Raw genomic sequence first — 16,880 nt, forward strand, 5'->3', positions numbered from 1 at the left:
CGTTTCTAGTTGTTCTTGCGGTTGTTCGCGGTGCGTCGGCCGGTCGATGCCGGTCGATTCGAATAATGGTTTTCAAAAACAAAAGTGGAATGACTGATCGACATGTCCGGCGGCCGTGGGTGCAGATGCGCTGTGCATCGCATGTCGCTGGGATCGTCTGCCTGCGGCAGCGTCCGTTTGCATGCGTGCTCGTGCGCGACTGCTTGCCTGTGTACTACACGGTGAGCTGCATACGTGCGCCTAGGTTGCCATCTCGAGTTCAGGAAATACTGTGAATCCGTAAGGGCTTTCACGGTGACGTCGTCCCGTCGCGAACGAATCTCATGTTTCGTTCATTTGTCGTTCGCATTCGCGGCGAGTGAGCGAGCGTGATTCTGTTCTGGGTTGCGCTTCGCATGCGAACTGCGACGTTCGATTACGCATTGGTTAGCGCTGCGTAAAAACATCCAATGGCCAAGAAGTGTCCATGCGTTGCCGTCGCCTTGCGTATCGTCGTTTTCCTCGAAAAAGCGGCTTTTTTGCGGATCCGGCAACTGGGTTTCGCGATCGCCGGTGCCGCCCGCTGTATGTTCCATCGCTGCAGTCGGTCGGCTGTCCGCGTGCGCTCCTTGCGGCGATACCGCAGCGCCGACAGGCTGCTCTGCTTGCATGACGCTGCAATGTCATCGCTGCGGCGAATGAGCGGAAACGTTCGCCTTGCATCAAACCGCGCCGACCCTGCGACTGTGCCGCAGCCGTCGGCGGTTCCAAATAGCGCTTTTGCATAAGCGAAAGCGCGTCGTGCATATGTACGCCGATCGAGTTTCGCTCTCGATCCGGTTCGCATCGCGCCTGCGACCGCATCGGCAGAACCGACGGCATTCGCAGAACCCGATCGCAGCGAGCGCGGAGCGGCGCATCGACGGCGTTCGCTGCGCGCGGGTCCTGCCGGCGCAGCGATGTGCGGATCAGCGTTCGGCGATCGGTTGGTATTCGTAACCGTAGGCGTAGGTACTGTCATGGCGCTTCTCGACCGCATTGAGAATGGCGCCCCTGAGCTCGATACCGTTCTGCTCGAAGCGCTGCTTGGCGAGCGCCAGTTCCTTGGCGGAATTGAAGCCGAAACGCGCGACCAGCAGGCTGGTGCCGGCGTAGCGGCCGATGATCGCCGCGTCGGTCACCGCCAGGATCGGCGGGGTGTCGATGACTACCAGGTCATAGCGTTGCGACACCGTGTTCAACAGCGTGGCGAAGTTCGGGTGCATCAACAGCTCGGACGGATTCGGCGGCACCTGTCCGCGCGGAATGAAGTCCAGGCCGGGGATGGTCGAATGACGCGTCGCGCCGGCGATGTCGACGCGGCCGACCAGCAGATCGGACAAGCCGTTCTGGTTGGTGTGGCCCATCACCCGATGCAGGGTGCCGCGGCGCAGGTCGGCGTCGATCAGCAGCACGCGCTGGCCGCCCTGGCTGATGACGGTGGCCAGGTTGGTCGAGACGAAGGTCTTGCCGGCGCTCGGGCCCGAGCCGCAGATCATCAGGATGTTGTTCTTGGCCTCCATCATGGCGAAGTGCAGGCCGGTGCGCAGGCTGCGCATGGCCTCGATCGCCAGGTCGTTGGGCGCATCCAGCGACAACAGGTGCGGCTTGTCGTGGCGCTTGCCGTTGCTGCGCAGCTGCTTGCCCAGGCTTTCGTGGTCGCGCTGGTACTGGCTCATCGGAATCGAGGCGTAGACCGGCAGGCCCAGCTGTTCGATTTCCTTGGCCTCCTCGACGCCGCGGTTGAGCATTTGCCGCACCAGCACCCAACCGATCGCCGCGAACGCGCCGAGGAAGGTGCCGATCAGCACCAGCTGCAGACGCTTGGGTTTGACCGGCTCGTTGACGTCGACCACCGAGGGGTCGATGACGCGGGCGTTGCCGACCGTGCCGGCGCGCGCGATGTCGAGCTGCTGGGCCTGGTTGAGCAGGTTGGTATAGGTCTGGGTGCTGACCTGCATGTCGCGGGTCAGGCGCAGCAATTCCTGTTGGGTCTCGGGCAGGCCGCCGATGCGGTCGCTGAGTTCCTTCTTGCGCGCTTCGATCTCGCCGAGCTGTTCCAGCAGCGCCCGGTAGGCCGGGTGCTTGGGGGTATAGCGGCGGCTGACTTCGGCCTGCTGCATCTTCAATTGCGAGATGCTGTTGTCGAGGGCAACGATCTGGTCGAGGTAGGACTTGGTCTCGACGGTGATGTCGACGGTATGCGCTTGCGACTGATAGGCGTTGAGCGCCTGCTCGGCCTTCTCCAGGTCGCGGCGCACGTTCGGCAACTGGCCCTTGACGAATTCCAGGCTGTTGGCGGCTTCGGCGGAATTGCGTTCGACGTTCTGGCGGGTGTACTGGCGGGTGATCGCGTCCAGGGTCGCGGCGGCCTGGCCCGGGTCGCCGAGCAGATAGCTCAGCTGGATGATGCCGGAGTCCTTGGCGCGCTCGGTCGCGGTCAGGTTCTTTTGCAGGGCGGTGATGATCGCCAGGCTCGGCAGCTTGACCAGGTCGAAGCGCATGCCCGGGTTGGCCGCCATCTCCTTGATCTGCAGTTTGACGCCGCCGCCCGCGGCGGGCTCGCCGACCTTGCCGGTCAGCAGCAGGGTGTCGTCTTCGTCGTATAAGCGGTACGCGCCGGCGTTGTCGGCGACCAAGGTCAGCGGCAGGCCGAGCAGTTCCTTGGAGACGTCGAACTGGAACACGTCGAGGCGCTCGCCGCCCCAGCCGTAGCTGCTCAGGCCGAACCACGGCGAAGCGACTTCGCCCGGCGTCGACGGGCTGAAACCACGCGACAGCACGCCGCCGATCAGCGGAAACTGCCTGGGTTCGACCTGCACGTCGAGCTTGAGGTCTTGCACCGCCTTGCCGACCACCGCACGCGAGGTCAACAGCGCGATCTCGGTCACCGCCTGCGGCGCCGAATCGGTCAGCACCTGCGAGACCGCATTGAGGCCGGGCAGGGTGGGGGTATTGGATTCGACCTGGATCATCGCGTTGGCCTGGTACACAGGCGCGGCGAGCAGGGCATAGGCGACGCTGAGGGCGAAACCGGCCGCGGTGACGCTGGCGATCAGCCACTTGTGGTCGATAAGCGTGCCGAGTAGCGCGGCCAGATCGATCTCATCGTTATCGTCCTGAGACGGACCAGGAGCCGCGGATGTTTTCGACATTGGGGTGAGACCTGCTGAAGAGTGGATCGTGCTATGTCAAAGACGGGCCGCCCAGCTACTCACCCCTGAGTTGATCAGCTGATAGGCCTGTTCGAAAGCGCTGCGCGGTTTCCGGTACGGGTCCGGAACCGCGGTGTCGTCCTGCCATTTGCCCAGCAGGTAGGTCTTGCCACGTGCGTGCGGCGCCAACTGCAGCACCGCGTCGAGGTGTTTGCGCTCCATCGCCAGGATCAGGTCGGCCGAATCGATCATGGCGCGATCGATCTGCCGCGCCACGTGCGACTCGCCGTTCAAGCCGTGCTCGTTGAGCAGGACTTGCGCGGTGGCGTCGATCGGATGGCCGACCACCGCGGCCAGGCCCGCCGACTCGACGACGATGTTCTTGCCTTGCAGGCGGTGCCGCAGTAGTACTTCAGCGGTCGGACTTCGGCAGATGTTGCCGATGCAGACCATCAAAACCCGGTTGAACACGTGCGGTAGGTCTCACCTTGAAGGGGGCGTCGGAACGGCCCGGGAAAGTTTCGACCTCGCGTGCGCGATGCCGGCGGCTGCAGAATCTCAGAGCCCGAGGGTGCATGGTTCGGGCCTTTCGTCCGGCTCCGTGCCGTCGGCGACTCGGTGCACGCAACATGTTGCAGTGCGCCGAAAGTGACGGTGCGGAATGTAAGAGCTGATTCTTGCAGGGTCAACACGAAGCAAGCTCGCGACTTCAAAGACGTGACGCGAGTCACTTGGCGATTGCGTACGCCCGAAACGAATTCCTTGGCAATACGGCGTTTTAACGGAATATTTTGACGGATTTGGATTTAACCGCATTGCGTTATCCGCATCGCGTTGCCGTCGATACGCCATGGTCGACGATGAACCGGTCGACGCCCGCTTCTGTCGAAGCCGCTCGTCGGCGATGTCATACGTGTGCAACGCGAATTGCATCGGCGATGGAGGATCGGCGATGCGGTCACGTATCGCAACGCGAAACTTAAGCCTTCGCTGAACATCGCCGGCGCGATATGGCGTATGCGCAAGGCGCGCAAGGCCTTGCTGCGAGCGTTGCGGCCGCTTCGCGCCGTATCGCGCGCTCGCGAAAAACGTGATCAGGTACCGTTTGCCCGAATGCGCGTGAACGGCGAGGGGCCAATCGCCGCGCGCTGTCGCTATACTTCGGACAGGGGACTGCACTGCTAACGATCGTATCCGCTAGGAGCCCACGTCTCATGAAGTACCTCGCCCTTGTTGCCGCAGGCCACCGCGCCGTTCCACCCGACCGCGCCCCCGGCTTCGCCTTCCGCAACGCATTGGGCCGCGCCGGATCGCCCGGGCCCTTCGTCCGCCGCAGCGCTGCAGCCCGAACCGGGTGCGCGTGCCGGCGGCCATCGCGTTAATCGAACCGGCAAGGTTCTCTGACGCGGCCACGTCGGCACCGGCCGACTCAACGACCTCCCCATCGACATCCATGAAGTCGGCCGTCCATCGACAGGCCGATGTACGAACCCGTCCGGCGCGCTGTCCGCGCCCGCGACATCGAGAGACTGAATCGCATATGAGAAAGCTTTCTGGCTGGGTGGCGATCGCCGCCGCCGTCGTCGGACTCAACGGCTGCATGTTGGCCCCAGGCCAACATATGAGCCCGAAGCAGTTCGTGAGCGACGCGTCCCTCGACGAGGACCACGTCGAGATCGTGCCGATCACGCCGAAGCTGCTGGCGATGGACAAGGCCGACGCGCCGGTGGCGGAAGTGCCGGCGGAGTTGTTGGGCTACAAGCCCGAGCCTTACCGCATCGGCGCCGGCGACACCCTCTACATCACCATCTGGGACCACCCCGAACTGACTTCGCCGGCCGGCACCCAGCAACAGACCGCCGCCAACGGCCGCATGGTCGGGCCCGACGGCACGCTGTTCTATCCCTATATCGGCTCCCTGCAGGCGCAGGGCAAGACCATCGACGAACTGCGCACCTTGATCACCGCGAAGATCGCCCAGGTGATCGAAAGCCCGCAGGTCGACGTCAGCATCATCGACTACGGCAGCCAGCGCGTGACCTTGCAGGGCGCGTTCGTGAAGACCGAGCGCCAGTCGATCACCGCCACGCCGCTGACCCTGTCGCAGGCCATCGGCAGCGCCACCATCGACCCCTTGCGCGCGGACCTGTCCGGCCTGGTGCTGACGCGCGCCGGCCAGCACTACCGCATCGATCTCGACGCGCTCAACCGCGGCAAGCAGATCGCGCCCGACATTTATCTGAGGGCCGGCGACCATATCTATCTGCCGTACAACGACCGCAAGGAAGTCTATGTGGTCGGCGAAGTGATCCGGCCGATGGCGATCAACTTCAAGACCAGCGACATGACCCTGTCGCAGGCGCTCGGGCGCACCGGCGGCCTCAATCCGCTGACCGCCAAGGGCGATGCGGTCTATGTCATCCGCGGCGTCGAGGACATGCAGAAACAGCCGGCCAAGATCTATCACCTCAGCGCCAAGTCGCCGGCGTCGTACGCCTTGGCCAGCCAGTTCACGGTGCGGGCCGGCGACGTGGTGTTCGTCGGGCCGGCCGGGGTGACGCGTTGGAACAGATTCGTCAACCAGTTGTTGCCGTTCTCCAACATCCTCAACAACTCCGCGAACACGCAGGACCTGCTCGAGCGCTGAGCCGGCAGGTTTGAGCAGTAAGGCGATCGAGCGGATGGGTAATCGCAGCACCAATGCAGGGCTCGTGGGCGGCCGATTCCTTCGGACGCCTGCGTTCGCCCGTGCGTTGCTCTGCGCGCCCGCTGCGCGATTCGCGCTGGCGGCGTTCGTATCGCTTGCCTTGTGCGGCGCCTCGGCCGGCGCGCAGACACGGGTTTCGGTGAGCGGTGCGGTCGAGCATCCCGGCGAGCAGGTGTATGCGGGTAAAGCGCGCCTGCGCGATGCCGTGCTGGCGGCGCGGGTGCGGCCGCAGGCCTATGTGGCCGGCGCGGCCTGGCTGCGTCCTGGCCTGGTCGAAGCGCAGCGCCGTTTCAAGACCGGCGTCCTGTTCGATCTGTCACAAGTGATCGCCGAGGCGAGCGCGCGCAACGACGAGGGCCTGCTGGCGCTTGCCGAACGCATGAGCGCTGGCGTGCGGGCGATGCCGGCGACCGGACGTCGCATCGTCTCGCTCGATCCGAAAGCGCTGGAAAGCGAGCGGGCGAACAATGCACCGCTCGCCGAGGGCGACCGCCTGCATTATCCCGAACTGCCGAAGTCGCTTCGCATCGTCGGCGCGGTCGGCAAGGATTGCGTACTGCCGTATGCGAGCTGGCGCGGCGTCCGCGACTATCTCGGCGATTGCCCGGCGACGGCCGAAGCCGACCGCGATTGGGTCTATCTGGTCCAAGCCGACGGACGGGTGAGCGAGTACGGCATCGCCCTGTGGAATCGCGGCGAGCCCCTGCGCCTGGCGCCGGGCACGACGATCTACGTACCGATCGATGACCGGCGTGTGCGGCGGACCGCGCCCGACCTCAATCGCGAATACGCCGAGTTCCTGGCCACTCAACCCTTGCCCGAGGCGGGCGGTGCAGCGCCGCAAGCCGAAGCGGTCGCGGCCCATGCCTCCGCGGCCGATGCGAGGCCGTTCTGAATACCGGCCGACCGCCTCCGCGCCACAGCCAGATCGCGCTGCTGGTCGTCGCCACGCTGGCCGCGCGCTTCGCCCATGCCGGCGATCAGGCGCCGACCCAGGGCGACTTCGGCGGCGCCGGCCTGTGGCAGACGCCGACCGCGCGCATGGCCGACGAAGGCGAACTCGCGCTGTCGGTCAGCCGGGTCGAGCCGTACTCGCGCTACAACTTCACCGCCCAGCCCTTGTCGTGGCTGGAAGGCAGCTTCCGCTACACCCGTTTCGACAACGACGCCGCGCCGGTCGCGGACGGCGGCCGTTCGAACTCGGCCAAGGCCTTCGACGCCAAGATCCGCCTGAGCCGCGAGAGCCGCTACCTGCCGGAGGTGGCGGTCGGTGCGCGCGACATCGCCGGCAAGCGCTATTTCTCCAGCGAATATGTGGTCGCCAACAAGCGCTTCGGCCCGGTCGACGCCAGCCTCGGCGTCGCTTGGGGCAATCTGGGAGCGCGCGGCAACCTGGCCAATCCCTTGTCGGCGCTCGACGATCGCTTCGATCACCGTCCTTCGCGCAGCGGTTTTTCCGACGCCCGCTATCAGTTCGACCGGCCGCGCTACTTTCATGGCCGCGCCGCGGTGTTCGGCGGCGTGGCCTATCGCCCGGCCGGCAAGCCCTGGGAAGTGAAAGTCGAATACGACGGCAACGACTACCGGCACGAGCCCGGGCCGCGCCGCATCAAGCAGAGTTCGCCCTTCAACGTCGGCGTGGTTTATCGCCCGAATCGCCATCTCGACCTGAGCTTGGGCCTGCAGCGCGGCAATACCGCCTCGTTCGCTTTGACCCTGCACACCAACGCGGCCCGCCTGGCCGAACCGATCAAGGCCAAGGACCCGCCGCCGGTCGTACGTCGTTACGACGATGCGCCGGCGATTCCGACGATGGCGGCTACGCCGGCAGCCGCGTCAGTGCACGTGCCGGCCGCCTCGGCGACCGCCGCTGCAGGACCGGCGGCTCCGACCGCGCTCGCTTCGGGGGCGATCGCAGCGACGAGCGCCGCTTCGCCGCCGTTGCCGCAGGCGGCACCGTCCCCGGGTCTCGCTCCGCTCACCGCGGTCAGCGAGGCCGGCGTAACGCCGCAAACCGGTCTGCCGCCAATCGCGACGACACCGGCCTCAACGACGCAAACGTGGCCCGAGCCGGCCGCGCCCGAGCAGGTCGACTGGGAACAGGTCAGCCGCGAGCTGTACGACAACGCCGGCGTGAGGGTCAGCAAAATCTCGCGGCGCGGCAGCGAATTGTTCGTCACCGGCGAGCAGACCCGCTATCGGCATTCGGCGAAGGGCCTGGGCCGCACCGCTCGCATCCTCGATAACCAAGTCGATGGCTCGGTCGACTGGTACACCCTGGTCTCGACCCGCGCCGGCATGGTAGTGGTCGAGACCAGCGTGCAGCGCGAACGCTTCGGCGAACTGCTCGATGGCGAGGCCGACCTTAAGACCTTCCGCCTCGGCGTCGAGCGCAACCGCCCGCAGGCGCGTCGCGAAGAGCTGTTGTATCGGGCGCCGCTGGACCGCTACGACGGCGGGTTCGGCCTCAGCGTCGGTCACGAACTCGGTGCGCCCGACACCGCCGCCCTGTACAAGATCGGCATGGCCTACGACGCCGACTACCGGTTCGCATCGAACCTGTGGTTGAGCGGCCGCATCGAGGCCCTGATCGCCGACAACTACGACCGCTACGACGGCGGCCCGGTCACGGCCTTGCCGCGCGTGCGCAGCGACGTGCGCGAGTACGTGACGTCCTCGCGCGTGACCATGCCGCAGCTGCAACTGACCGCAGCCGGCTCGCTGGGCGCCGATTGGTACGGCATGGCGTATGTCGGCATGCTCGAAAGCATGTACGGCGGCGCCGGCGCCGAGACTTTGTACCGGCCGTTCGGGCAGCGCTGGGCGATCGGCGCCGACGTCAACTGGGTGCGCCAGCGCAGCTTCGACCAGGATTTCTCGTTCCGCCGCTATCGCACCGTCACCGGCCATGTCAGCGCCTACATCGACACCGGCTACAAGGACATCAGCTTGAAGGTCAGCGCCGGGCGTTATCTGGCGCGCGACTGGGGCGCGACCGTGGACGTCTCGCGCCAGTTCAACAACGGCGTGCGCATGGGCGCCTATGCGACCTTCACCGAGTACTCGCCGCGCCAGCCCGGCGACGGCGGTTTCGACCGCGGCCTGTATCTGTCGGTTCCGTTCGACCTGGCGCGACAGCGTTCCAGCCGCAGCCGCGCCGATTTCGCCTGGTCGCCGGGCATCCGCGACAACGGCGCGCGCTTGAACAAGCGCTATGGCCTGTACTCGCTGACCGAGGATCGCGACCGCGCCAGCTTCTCCGGCAACCTGCACCGCATCGTCGAGTAAGCAGCGGGGCCGTTCGCAGCGGAACGGCCGGCACCCGCGGCCGTGGCTCAATCGCCGCCGTCGTTGCCGTAATACATCAGCCCGATCTTGATGCGCTCGCGTCCCTGCGCTTTGCGGTGGCGGTTGCTGTCGCGCAGCGAGTACACGCAGCCGCAGTATTCCTGCTGATAGAACTGCTCGCGCTTGCTGATCTCGATCATGCGCTGGCTGCCGCCGGCCTTGCGCCAGTTGTAGTCCCAGTAGACCAGGCCCTCGTACGGCGCGGCGGCGCGGTGGCCGCTGCCGTTGATCTGCTCCATGTTCTTCCAGCGCGAGATGCCGAGCGAACTGGTGATGACCGGAAAGCCGTGCTCGTGCGCATAAAGCGCGGTGCGCTCGAAGCGCATGTCGAAGCACATGGTGCAGCGGATGCCGCGCTCGGGTTCGTTCTCCATGCCCTTGGCGCGGGCGAACCAATGGTCGGTGTCGTAGTCGGCATTGACGAAGGGAACGCCGTGCTTCTGCGCGAAGCGGATGTTCTCTTCCTTACGCAGCTCGTACTCCTTCAGCGGATGGATGTTCGGGTTGTAGAAGAACACCGTGTAGTCGATCTGCGACTCGACGAAGGCTTCCATCAACTCGCCCGAGCACGGCGCGCAGCACGAGTGCAGCAGCAGCCTGCCGCCGTCGCCGGGCAGGCGCAGCCGCTCGCGGCCAGGGCTCAGCGTCGCTGCGCTCACAGGTCTTTCGCCACCAGCTTGACCACGCTGGAGAAATCCAGGCCGCCGTGACCGGCGCGGCTGTTCATCGCGTACAGATTGCGCGCGAGTTCGCCCAGCGGGATCGAGGCGCCGCTGCTCATCGCTGCTTCCGCGGCCAGGCCGAGGTCCTTGAGCATGAGATCGTTGCCGAAGCCGCCGCTGTAGCCGCGCGAGGCCGGCGCGTTCTCGAGTACGCCCGGCCAGGGGTTGCAGACTTCCGTCGCCCAACTGCGGCTGGTGCTGACCGCCATCATCTGCGACAGCACTTTCGGGTCCAGCCCGTGCGCACTGCCGAGCGCGAGCGCTTCGCCGGTCGCGGCCATGATCACGCCGAGCGCCATGTTGTTGCACAGCTTGGCGACCTGGCCGGCGCCGCTGGCGCCGACGTGGAAGATGTTCTTGCCCATGGCCTGCAACAGCGGCCGTGCGCGTTCCAGCGCCGCGGCTTCGCCGCCGACGATGAAGGTCAACGTGCCGGCGGCCGCGCCGGCGGTGCCGCCGGACACCGGCGCATCGATCATCTGCAGGCCGCGCGCCGTCGCGGCCGCGGCGACTTTCTGCGCCGTGGCCGGGGCGATGGTGCTGCAATCGATGACCAACGCGCCCGCCGGCATCTGCGCGAGCAGGCCGGCATCGCCGAGGTAGAGACCTTCGACGTGCCGGCTCGCCGGCAGCATCGAGATCACCACCTCGGCATCGACCACGGCATCGGCCGCGTCGATGGCGGCGTGGGCGCCGGCCACGACCGCGCCGGCGACGAGGGCCGGCGCGAGATCGAACACGCGCAGGCTGTGGCCGGCCTTGAGCAGGTTGGCGGCCATCGGCCCGCCCATATTGCCCAGGCCGATGAAAGCGATGCGGCTCATGCGGTGGTCTCCGTGAGGGCGCCCAGATCGGCGAGCGGGTGCGCCTGCGCCGGCCAGGGGGCGGTGAAGAAAGTTTCGGCCCAGGCCGGCGTGGCTTCGGTCAGGTGGGCCGGGTTCCAGCGCGGACTGCGGTCCTTGTCGATCAACAGGGCGCGGATGCCCTCGGCGAAATCGCCGTGCGCGGTGCAATGCAGGGATGCGGTGTATTCGAGACGAAAGGTGTCGGCGAGCGACAGCCCGGCGGCGCGGCGCTGCAACTCGTAACCGAGCCGGGCCGAGCCGGGTGCGCCGGCGGCGAGGGTCTTGCGCGCGTTCTGCAGCCAGGCGTCGTCGCTGTCGAGCGCGGCGATCGCTTCGACTACCGCGGGCAGATCGTCGTGCGCGCAGGCCGCGGCGATCGCGGCCGCGTGGTGCTGCAAAGGGCCGGGTGGGGCGGGTTCGGCGCAACCCTTCAGTACCGCGCTGAGCCGGCGCGCATCGTCGCCGTCGTCGGCCCAGTTCACCGCGGCGAGTGCGGCGTACACCGTTTCGCGTTGCGCTTCCGGCAGATAGTGATCGGCGAGGCCGGCATGGATCGCGTCGCCGGCGTTGAGCGGCGCGCCGGTCAAGGCCAGGAACAAGCCCGCGCGTTGCGGCACCCGGTTCAACAGCCAACTGCCGCCGACGTCCGGGTACAGGCCGACGGTGATTTCCGGAAACGCCAGCTTCGAGCGCTCGCTGACCACGCGGTGGCTGGCGCCGGCCATCAGGCCGATGCCGCCGCCCATGACGATGCCATGGCCCCAGCACAGCAGCGGCTTGGGATAGGTGTGGATGCGGTGGTCGAGCCGGTATTCGGTTTCGAAGAACTCGCGCGCGTGGACGTTGTCGCGGATGTCGCGGCTGCCGCTGGCGCGATGCTCCAGCATGCCGCGATACAGCCCGTGCAGGTCGCCGCCGGCGCAGAAGGCTTTCTCGCCCGCGCCTTGCAGCACGACCACGGCGACGGCGTCGTCCTGGGCCCAGGCCAGCAACTGCGCATCGAGCAGTTCGGCCATGGTCAGCGACAGGCCGTTCAAGGTCGCCGCTGCGTTCAAGGTGGCGAAGCCGATGCGGCGCCCGTTGGCGGTGCCGCGTTCTTCGAACAGGACCGGCGCGGCGACTGCTTCGTTTTCGAGCACGGCGTTCATGCGTTCTTCCACTGCGGCGCGCGCTTTTCCAGGAAGGCGAGCACGCCCTCGGTCTGGTCGGCGCTGTCGAACAGATCGACGAAGGCCTCGCGCTCGCGCACCAGGGCGGTGTCGTGGCTCTGGCTGCGGGTGGCCTGGATCAGGGCCTTGCAGGCGGCGACGCTGGTCGGGCTCTGCTTCTCGGCCTGCTTGGCCCACTGCAGTGCGCGCGCCTTGGCTTCGCCCTTGCCGACCACCTCTTCGACCAGGCCGATGCGCAGGGCGGTGGCGGCGTCGACGCGTTCGCCGAGCAGCATCATCCGCTTGGCCCAGCCTTCGCCGACCAGACGCGGCAGGTGCTGGGTGCCGCCGGCGCAGGGCAGCAGGCCGACGGTGGCTTCGGGCAGGGCCAGTTGGGCCTGCTCCTCGACGATACGCAGATCGCAGGCGAGGGCGCATTCCAGCCCGCCGCCCATGGCGTAGCCGTTGATCGCGGCGATCGACACGCCGCGGAACGCGCTGAGGGTCTCGAAGGCTTCGCCGAAGCGGCGTGCGGCATCGCGCGCCAAGGCCTTGTCGCCGTCGGCGAACTGCTTCAGGTCGGCGCCGGCGGAGAAGAATTTCTCGCCTTCGCCGGTGACGACCAGGGCGTAGACCTCGCGGTCGGTATCGAGGTCGCGCACCAGCTCGCGCAAGGCGGCGAGGCTGTCGCGGGTCCAGGTGTTGGCCGGGGGATTGCTCAGGGTGACGACGGCGGTGTGGCCGTCGATGTCGAGCTTCAGTCCGTCATAGACCTTCCCGGTGTGCTGCTTGTCGGCACGGCTCATCGCAATTCCTCTTCGGTGTTCAGCAGATGGCGCGCAATGATCACGCGCATGATTTCGTTGGTGCCTTCCAGGATCTGGTGCACGCGGCAGTCGCGCAGCAGCCGCTCGATCGGGTACTCGCGCATATAGCCGTAGCCGCCGTGGATTTGCAGGGCCTCGTTGCAGATGGCGAAGCCGGCATCGGTGGCGAAGCGCTTGGCCATCGCGCACCAGACGATGGCGTCGGCGCTGCCGGCATCGAGCTTGCGCGCCGCGGTATGCACCATCTGCCGCGCCGCGACCAGTTGCGTGGCCATGTCGGCGAGCTTGAACTGCAGCGCCTGGAACTCGGCGAGCGGTTTGCCGAACTGGCGCCGTTCGCCGAGGTAACGACGTGCGGCGTCGAGTGCGCCCTGGGCCGCGCCGAGCGAGCACGCGGCGATGTTGAGGCGGCCGCCGTCGAGGCCTTTCATGGCGATCTTGAAACCGTCGCCTTCGCCAGCGAGCAGATGCGCGGCCGGCACCCGCACGTTGTCGAACACCACGCCGCGCGTGGGCTGGCTGTTCCAGCCGAGTTTTTCTTCTTTGCGCCCATAGGCGATGCCGGCGCTGTCGGCCGGCACCGCGAACGCGCTGATGCCGCGTGCGCCGTCGCCGCCGGTGCGCGCCATCACCACCAGCATGTCGGTGGCGCCGGCCCCGGAAATGAAGGCCTTGGCGCCGTTGATCAGGTAATGATCGCCGTCGCGTTCGGCGCGGGTGCGCAGGGATGCGGCATCGGAACCGGCGCCGGGTTCGGTCAGGCAGTACGAGGCCAGGCATTCGCCGCTGGCGAGCCGAGGCCCCCAGAGGTCGCGCACGGCGAGCGAAGCGTGCGCGGTCAGCATCCAGGTGGCCATGTTGTGGATGCTGATGAAGGCCGCCGTGGACGGATCGAGCGCGGCCAGTTCCTCGAACACGACCACCGCATCGAGCCGGGTCAGGCCCGAGCCGCCGGCGGCTTCGTCGACGTACAAGCCGCAGAACCCGAGCTCGCCGGCCTTGCCGATGGCCTCGCGCGGGAAGATGCCTTGCGCGTCCCAGTGCGCCGCGTGCGGCGCCAGTTCGGCCAGGGCGAAATCGCGCGCGGCCTCGCGGAAGGCGAGCTGGTCTTCGCCGAGCTGCGATGGCGGTGGACTGACCGCCTGCAGGTTCATGACGGCGGCCATCACTTCAGACTGATCGTGGTGTTGACGCCGTGGCCGAGCGTGTCGTCGTCGAACCAACGCGCGGTGACCGTCTTGGTCTGGGTATAGAACATCACCACTTGCTTGCCGTAGGGACCGAGGTCGCCGAGCTTGGAGGCGCGCGAGCCGGTGAACGAGAACAGCGGCACCGGCACCGGGATCGGCACGTTGATGCCGACCTGGCCGACGTCGATGTCTTCCTGGAAGCGGCGCGCGGCCGCGCCGGACTGGGTGAACAGAGCGGTGCCGTTGCCGTTGGGGTTGGCGTTGATCAGCTCGATCGCGGCTTCCAGAGTGTCGGCGGCGAGCACGATCAGTACCGGGCCGAAGATCTCTTCGTCGTAGATGCGCATGCCGGGCTCGACGCCGGAGAAGATGGTCGGGCCGACGAAGTTGCCGCGCTCGAAACCCGGCACGGACGGCTTGCGGCCGTCGAGTTCGAGCCTTGCGCCTTGCTCGACCCCGGAGGCGATCATGCTTTCGACGCGTTCGCGCGCGGCGCAGGAAATTACCGGGCCGACATCGGTGCCGGGCTCGGTGCCGGCATTGACCTTGAGCGTGCGCGCCTTGGCGACCAGCTCGGGAATCCAGGCCTGCGCTTCGCCGACCAGCACCGCGGTGGAGGCGGCCATGCAGCGTTGGCCGGCGGCGCCGAACGCGGCGCCGGCGAGGGCGTTGAGGGTTTGCTCCTTGTTGGCGTCGGGCAGCACCACCGCGTGATTCTTCGCGCCCATCATGCACTGCACGCGCTTGCCCGCCAGCGAAGCGCGGTGGTAGACATGGGTGCCGACCTTGGTCGAGCCGACGAAGGACACCGCCTTGATGTCGGGGTGGTCGCAGATCGCATTGACCACGTCTTCGCCGCCGTGGACGACGTTGAGCACGCCCTTGGGCACGCCAGCCTGCAGCGCCAGCTCGACCAGGCGCATCGTCACCAGCGGGTCCTGTTCGGACGGCTTGAGCACGAAGGTGTTGCCGGTGGCGATGGCCATCGGGAACATCCACAGCGGAATCATCGCCGGGAAGTTGAACGGGGTGATGCCGGCGCAGACGCCGAGCGGTTGCAACAGGGTGTAGGTGTCGACGCCGCCGGCGACGTTGTTGGCCAACTCGCCGAGTTGCAGGTTGCCGATCGCCGCTGCGTGCTCGACCACTTCCAGGCCGCGGAATACGTCGCCTTCGGCGTCGGCCAGGGTCTTGCCTTGTTCGGCGGTGAGGATCGCGGCGAGCTCGCCCATGTGCTCGCGGATCAGTTGCTGGTACTTGAGGAAGATGCGCGCGCGCGCGCCGATCGGGGTCTTGCGCCAGCTCTTGAAGGCCTGGTGCGCCGAACGTACCGCGGCGTCGACTTCGTCCGCGGTCGCGAACGGCACCCGCGCCAGCACCGCCTGCGTGGCGGGGTTGACGACATCGCGCCATTGTTCGGATCGGGATTCGACGAATGCACCGTCGATCAGCAGCTTGACCGTCGCGACTTCGGTCGCGACGCGATTCATATCGTTCATTGTTTCAGCTCCGTGTCGCTCACCCGCGTGACGGGGATTGCGGAGCAAGACAAGTCGGTTCCACGCAACGGACATCCGCGTCGAGCCAGCCCGTCCGGTTGCCCACCGCAACACCCGAGGACGGCATCGCATGCGATGCCCGCCACTGGCCGGTCTCCGGGCTTGCGAGCGATGCGGAGCGATCCGCATCACCCCGACACCTTCCCGCGAAATCGCAGTGGTATTGAGTCGGGTGTTCTCGCCTACCGTTGCGGGGGCAGCGCCGGAATGGAGTCTGTCGACTCGCACCGGCTTCCCGTTTCACCCTGCTCGCCGGTACGGCGGCAGGACACCTGTGGCCGGCGGAGTGTAGGCGTCGGATCGAAAGCGGACAAGCTGCGCTGCGCAAAGCTGCGCGCTCGCTCGCACGACAGCGTGGTCGGATTGCTTCGAACGCCGCATTCATCTTGTCGTCGCGCGGATGTGTGACGCCTCTGCACGGCACCGCACCACGGCGAATGGGATGCATCGCGACGAATGCGCCCTGTTCGCTTGCTTGCGTAGGAGATCGCGTTCGCCTGTGTGCGATGCTCGGGCGAAACGCCGGGCATCGCTCGATACTGTGATGGGCAGCGTGTATTCCTGGAAACGATGCGGGCGAAATGACTGGTGCGGCGGGGGCTGCTGTGACCAGGGGCATCCGGATCGGCATGGGCGTATCGCCACGATGGGGAGCATCGGTGGTGGTGGATGGGTTGGTCGTCGAGCGCCGGCGCTGAAGCATCCCGCGGGCAGTGGCCGCTCGGGTGACATTCGCATGCCGTTGCAAGATCATGGCGAGAGCGCAATACGGCATTCCTGAAGGAGCGGCACCCGATGACCAACCGTGAACGACGCAACGGCACCGAGCAGGCCAGTGCCGTGGCCTTGCGCGCAGGGCTGACCCGCGAGCAACTGGACGCGTTGACGACCCTGGAGCATTTCCGCTGGGAACTGCGTTTCGTTCGGCGGCCGCTGTTCCTGGAGCCGATTCCGGTGGTATTCCATCCCGATGGCGAGCGTTACGCGGTGTTGGAGGCGGATGGTTCGCTCAATGAGAACCCGGGGTTCGAGATACGCCGCTGAGGGGTTGCCGGTGGCGCGGGTTGGTTCGTGTTCGTGGCATCGCGGTGGGGGCTCTGAGGGTAGGAGCGGCGCGAGCCGCGACCGCGGGATACGCAGTCGTCGCAGCTGAGGTGTCGTCTATCGAAGCGGCGTGTCTTCGCGAAGATTAGGAGCGGCGCCCTACTGGATTTCCTTCGGTCACAAGCCGCCGCTCTGCTTGCCGCTGCAGCGCTTCTTACCGTAGAGCGTTGAACATCAAGGTCTAAAGCTTCCGTCCGCTAGCGCGGCCGGGTTACTTTCTTTTGCTAAGCCCAAAAGAAAGGTAACCAAAGAAAAGG

13 protein-coding genes and 1 riboswitch are annotated in these 16,880 nt (G+C 66.8%); of the genes, 4 read left to right on the plus strand and 9 right to left on the minus strand.

Going from position 1 to position 16,880, the window contains the following annotated elements; all coding sequences use genetic code 11:
* Positions 1 to 332: 332 nt before the first annotated feature.
* The 3 genes from EX88_RS26065 to EX88_RS0114910 form a co-directional block, all read right to left on the minus strand.
* Positions 333 to 650, minus strand: coding sequence for a hypothetical protein (locus EX88_RS26065; RefSeq protein ID WP_152566286.1), 318 nt, complete (start codon positions 648 to 650; stop codon positions 333 to 335).
* Positions 651 to 947: 297 nt separating this feature from the next.
* Entirely contained in the window at positions 948 to 3,173 is a 2,226-nt protein-coding gene (locus tag EX88_RS0114905) for a polysaccharide biosynthesis tyrosine autokinase (protein ID WP_031372788.1), read from the minus strand.
* Between the two features lie 36 nt (positions 3,174 to 3,209).
* Entirely contained in the window at positions 3,210 to 3,644 is a 435-nt protein-coding gene (locus EX88_RS0114910; RefSeq protein ID WP_031372789.1) for a low molecular weight protein-tyrosine-phosphatase, read from the minus strand.
* Between the two features lie 1,069 nt (positions 3,645 to 4,713).
* On the opposite strand from EX88_RS0114910, the gene EX88_RS0114915 reads away from it, so the two are divergent.
* The 3 genes from EX88_RS0114915 (at position 4,714) to EX88_RS24630 (ending at position 9,168) form a co-directional block, all read left to right on the plus strand.
* On the plus strand, positions 4,714 to 5,820 hold the full coding sequence (locus EX88_RS0114915) for a polysaccharide biosynthesis/export family protein (protein WP_031372790.1): 1,107 nt from the start codon (positions 4,714 to 4,716) through the stop codon (positions 5,818 to 5,820).
* A gap of 199 nt (positions 5,821 to 6,019) precedes the next feature.
* A complete protein-coding gene (locus EX88_RS0114925; protein ID WP_161786132.1) occupies positions 6,020 to 6,775 on the plus strand; it encodes a capsule biosynthesis GfcC family protein in 756 nt (251 codons plus the stop codon).
* Positions 6,776 to 6,831: 56 nt separating this feature from the next.
* Positions 6,832 to 9,168 (plus strand): YjbH domain-containing protein, encoded by a 2,337-nt coding sequence (locus tag EX88_RS24630; RefSeq protein WP_268745606.1) that lies wholly within the window; start codon positions 6,832 to 6,834, stop codon positions 9,166 to 9,168.
* 47 nt (positions 9,169 to 9,215) lie between these two features.
* Here the strand turns inward: EX88_RS24630 and EX88_RS0114940 are convergent, their stop codons facing one another.
* The 6 genes from EX88_RS0114940 to EX88_RS0114965 are packed head-to-tail and all read right to left on the minus strand — an operon-like array spanning position 9,216 to position 15,450.
* On the minus strand, positions 9,216 to 9,887 hold the full coding sequence (locus EX88_RS0114940) for an epoxyqueuosine reductase QueH (RefSeq protein WP_152566288.1): 672 nt from the start codon (positions 9,885 to 9,887) through the stop codon (positions 9,216 to 9,218).
* Complete coding sequence (gene mmsB / locus EX88_RS0114945) at positions 9,884 to 10,774, minus strand: 3-hydroxyisobutyrate dehydrogenase (RefSeq protein ID WP_031372793.1); 891 nt, start codon at positions 10,772 to 10,774, stop codon at positions 9,884 to 9,886. The genes EX88_RS0114940 and mmsB overlap by 4 nt, the downstream gene beginning before the upstream one ends.
* Positions 10,771 to 11,943 (minus strand): enoyl-CoA hydratase/isomerase family protein, encoded by a 1,173-nt coding sequence (locus EX88_RS0114950; protein ID WP_031372794.1) that lies wholly within the window; start codon positions 11,941 to 11,943, stop codon positions 10,771 to 10,773. The genes mmsB and EX88_RS0114950 overlap by 4 nt, the downstream gene beginning before the upstream one ends.
* Positions 11,940 to 12,749, minus strand: coding sequence for an enoyl-CoA hydratase (locus EX88_RS0114955; RefSeq protein WP_031372795.1), 810 nt, complete (start codon positions 12,747 to 12,749; stop codon positions 11,940 to 11,942). Before EX88_RS0114955 ends, EX88_RS0114950 begins: the two co-directional genes overlap by 4 nt.
* Complete coding sequence (locus EX88_RS0114960) at positions 12,746 to 13,924, minus strand: acyl-CoA dehydrogenase family protein (RefSeq protein WP_031372796.1); 1,179 nt, start codon at positions 13,922 to 13,924, stop codon at positions 12,746 to 12,748. The genes EX88_RS0114955 and EX88_RS0114960 overlap by 4 nt, the downstream gene beginning before the upstream one ends.
* An 11-nt stretch (positions 13,925 to 13,935) precedes the next feature.
* Entirely contained in the window at positions 13,936 to 15,450 is a 1,515-nt protein-coding gene (locus tag EX88_RS0114965; RefSeq protein ID WP_031372797.1) for a CoA-acylating methylmalonate-semialdehyde dehydrogenase, read from the minus strand.
* A 139-nt stretch (positions 15,451 to 15,589) separates the two neighbouring features.
* Positions 15,590 to 15,810: riboswitch (cobalamin riboswitch) on the minus strand.
* A 504-nt stretch (positions 15,811 to 16,314) separates the two neighbouring features.
* Between EX88_RS0114965 and EX88_RS0114970 the strand changes: the two genes are divergently transcribed.
* A complete protein-coding gene (locus EX88_RS0114970; RefSeq protein ID WP_031372798.1) occupies positions 16,315 to 16,563 on the plus strand; it encodes a hypothetical protein in 249 nt (82 codons plus the stop codon).
* Positions 16,564 to 16,880: the final 317 nt, after the last annotated feature.

The organism is Lysobacter antibioticus, assembly GCF_000731095.1.
Classification (GTDB): Bacteria; Pseudomonadota; Gammaproteobacteria; order Xanthomonadales; family Xanthomonadaceae; genus Lysobacter; species Lysobacter antibioticus_B.